This is a genomic window from Trichocoleus sp. FACHB-90, assembly GCF_014695505.1.
Lineage (GTDB): Bacteria > Cyanobacteriota > Cyanobacteriia > Cyanobacteriales > FACHB-T130 > Funiculus > Funiculus sociatus.
Window position 1 is genome coordinate 1 of record NZ_JACJOK010000092.1, and the last position, 3,470, is coordinate 3,470.

Sequence of the window (3,470 nt, forward strand, 5' to 3'; positions counted from 1 at the left end):
TGAACTCTTTAGAGAGCGTGCGAGAGATGGAGCGATCGCCACGCGGACTCGCATCTAAATGGAGAATGTGGGTCATAGGATAAATCTCAGATTGTGAACGAAGAATGTAGCGGAGACGAATGAGCGATCGCTGGCGATCGCGCAGCCAGCCGAATCTGCGCCGACCACAATGTAATCATATTGAGTCATAACACTCTCGCTTGCAAACTTAACGGTTGTCCTGCAAGATTCTCTTTGTTCTATCTATCTGAAGTGTATTGAATTCCAGTGCTTGACTGCTTTCAGATTCTTACAATGGTTTGTCAGATTCTTATGGAGTTAGCTAATCTGTTTCAGTGCCATTCCACTGAAGCACTTAGCGTGTTAAGCCAGAATGTGTTTGAGTAATTTATGGATTGCAAACTGCTCAAATGTTGTTGGTGTAATTGCTTCAGGTGTTCGTGCTGTTGCATAGATGCCATCAGGATTGCCAAGGGCACGAAACAGATTCCCTAACTCTCGTTGTACATCCGGGGTTGCTCCAGTCAATGATAGTTGCTGCTGGATTGATTCAACCGTTACTTGAACATATTCAATCGAACGATTCAGCACTCGCGAAACAATGGCAGTGGTTTCAGGAAGCGTTAGATTTTCTGATCCCATCAAATTACGAGTCCATTGCCCAGCCCAACGATCGTCAAGTAAATACTTTGCGGCTTCATCACCGATGTCATCAGTACTAATCCAGGGAATATCATGGTCACTGGCGTAGGGAAAATATACGGCATTGTCTTGCTCAATAAACTTGACTTGCCCTAGAAAATTCTCCATGAAATAACCAGGACGCAGATGCAGCACATTCGAGAGCGTTTGGTTGAAAATCGATTCAACAGTCCCAACAAATGTAACTGTGCCGAGATATTCACTTGCACCTGCACCCAGGCTAGAAATGTTGACTACTCGCTTGATGCTGTTTTCACGCACTGCTCTAGCCCCAGCTATCGCCGTCTGGATATACCAATCGCGTAAGCTGAGTGCATCCAGTTTCGGTGGAGTCACCCAAAATAAAGCATCTGCATCCTGTGTTACCTCGATCAATCCTTGAGGATCATCACTGCTGATTGGCTTCACCGTAGCACCTTGAGCCGCTAAATCAGCTAGCTTCTCTGGCTGTCGTGTCAGAAGGATGGTTTCGACTCCAGCCTGAACAACTTTCTGTGCAGCGCGTCGTCCAATATTGCCGGAAGCTGCGGCAATCACAATTTTCATGCTTTTTCCTTTGCCTACGCTACGATATCTGCATTGAAAGATTGACGCAAATTTTGTGTGCCACCCCATGCCTCAAGGGCGGGAATAGGATTCCAGTATTCGCGATAATGAATGATCTTGCTTTCTTTAGTTTCCAGCCGCATTACATAATCTTGTTGATAGTGATGACCTGTAGAAACAATGACGGCTTCTCCATGAACCTCAGCAAATAGAACATTAGGATTTGACGTTGGGTAGATCCGGACGTTGGTAAACACCAAATCTTGCATTTGTGCTGGCACATCTTTTATGTAGTTGTAGATGGCTTCTTTGCCTTCTAATCGTCCTGGTGTCGTGGAAGCATAGGGAAACTCAACGACTGCATTTTCGGCAAACAAATCTACCCAAGCTTGAACATCCTTACCCACAAGTGCTAAATGAGCGGCAAAAGCTTCAGCCGTCTGTCGCTCTTGGTTTGGTACTGGTTGCATTGAATTCTCCCGAAAGCTGTTGATATTGCCAAAGTGAATATCCTGTGTACTTTGCTCCGAGTAGCTCGGAGGCGACTGCACTGAGAGCAATGCGATCGCTCCTAATGCTTTCTACGTCGCTGCTTGAGCGTGCGTTAATCCAGTTGCACCTTGAATATTCATGCCTTCAAGCATGGAACCGTGCAATTTACTTGCTCGATCCATTTGCATGACTGTTTGCATAAATTCAATATAGGTGGTCGCCTTCAAGCTGTCGCCTATAGCAAGTTAAATTTTTTACAGTACAAATTGATAGATTAACCATGCCATCGCGGAGTAGAAGGCTAGCTCTAACTTAAGTTAGAATCCGAATTTGATCGAAAGTATATTCATACAACCGATCGACCATCAATGTCAGGACTTACGCAACTGTCACAAGCAATGGCGCGGCGTAGCTGCGCGCCAAGCAATTATAGGGCAAACATAGGAACATCCGGACGTTTTAGTTGCTGAACTAAATAATTTGACAATAATCCATGTTTTATTTGATAAATTGTTTGGCTACTTTTATAAGCTAAATCTTTGAGTTTAAGCCAGACTAAAATAGCGCAGGCAATATGGTTTCTTTGAATCCGACCCTTGCGACATTGGCATGATTCAATACCAGTCAATTGCTTTAATTCTCTATGAAACTCCTCAACCTTCCAACGAACCTTACACACTTTTTGTACAACGTTTGTAGAATCTTGAGATAAATCGTTTGTAGCGATAAAATCCGTTCTGTCGGTGGAGACAGTCACCCGGAACAGTTTCACTTTCTTAGCACTAGGAAACTTTTTTATTTTAATTATTTTACCCGAATTTAACTCCAGCTCGTTCCAAGATAGTAATTCAATCCTTTTATATTCTTCTTTTCCTGCCGTATCATCAACAAGCCGATTACGTTTGAGAGGGCAATAATAATATTTTCCTAAACCATCAATGTATAACATCAATTTATTGGTCGCATACCAAGTGTCCATTAACACAGCTTGGAACGGTATAACCTTATGATATACAAGGTTCTGTAGCATCTCAGTCACATGGTCTATCTTTGTCTTTCCATCTGTATCTGGGTCATAAATACGATAGTCCACTACCCAAAACTTTCCGAGTTCATGATTAACGTATATACAATTTATTAGCCCAATTCCTTGTATAATACCATGCTCATTGCCACTATATTGCCGTTTAGTTGTCTCTATTTGCGTGGCGTATCGTTTATCAATTACTGTGTCATCAAACACAATATATGAGTTATCATTTCTTTCGATGACATCTTTGACATTATCCCAAAGTAGCCGTGGTGTTAGCTTTTCATTTTTGAGATAGCGGTTGATTTTATCATGACTAATCTTTTCTAGATGAGCTGCCAAATTTGTAAGAGTATAATTAATTTGACTACTTAACAAGTACTGACAATAGTTAAGTTTAGTAGATCTCATGAATGACACCATTTATTTGAGCTACATTGTCTAAATTTTCTCATAAAAATTTGAACAGTGCTTCACTACTATCAATCACTGTCGCACGGAGTAGCAAAAGTCTTTTGGTGCATTCTCCTTATTAATACATATGTACTAAATATTGCAATTACATTGTGCCAGTTGCGTAAGTCCTGAAGATATGAAGATCTACACAAGGAGCTTTATATTCTGGAGTTTGGCAAGCGATATACTTTGGGAAACGGATGACAGTCCTTCATCGGGAGAGCATTCAATGATTACCCTGCCT

General features: G+C 41.7%; 3 protein-coding genes. All 3 read right to left on the minus strand.

Annotated features, from left to right (window positions below; genetic code table 11):
* Nucleotides 1-363: 363 nt before the first annotated feature.
* A complete protein-coding gene (locus H6F74_RS27275; RefSeq protein WP_190445248.1) occupies nt 364-1,248 on the minus strand; it encodes an NAD(P)H-binding protein in 885 nt (294 codons plus the stop codon).
* A gap of 14 nt (nt 1,249-1,262) precedes the next feature.
* Nucleotides 1,263-1,718, minus strand: a complete 456-nt coding sequence (locus H6F74_RS27280) for a nuclear transport factor 2 family protein (protein WP_190445249.1) — start codon at nt 1,716-1,718, stop codon at nt 1,263-1,265.
* 449 nt (nt 1,719-2,167) lie between these two features.
* Complete coding sequence (locus H6F74_RS27285; RefSeq protein WP_190445250.1) at nt 2,168-3,181, minus strand: transposase; 1,014 nt, start codon at nt 3,179-3,181, stop codon at nt 2,168-2,170.
* Between the last annotated feature and the right edge of the window lie 289 nt (nt 3,182-3,470).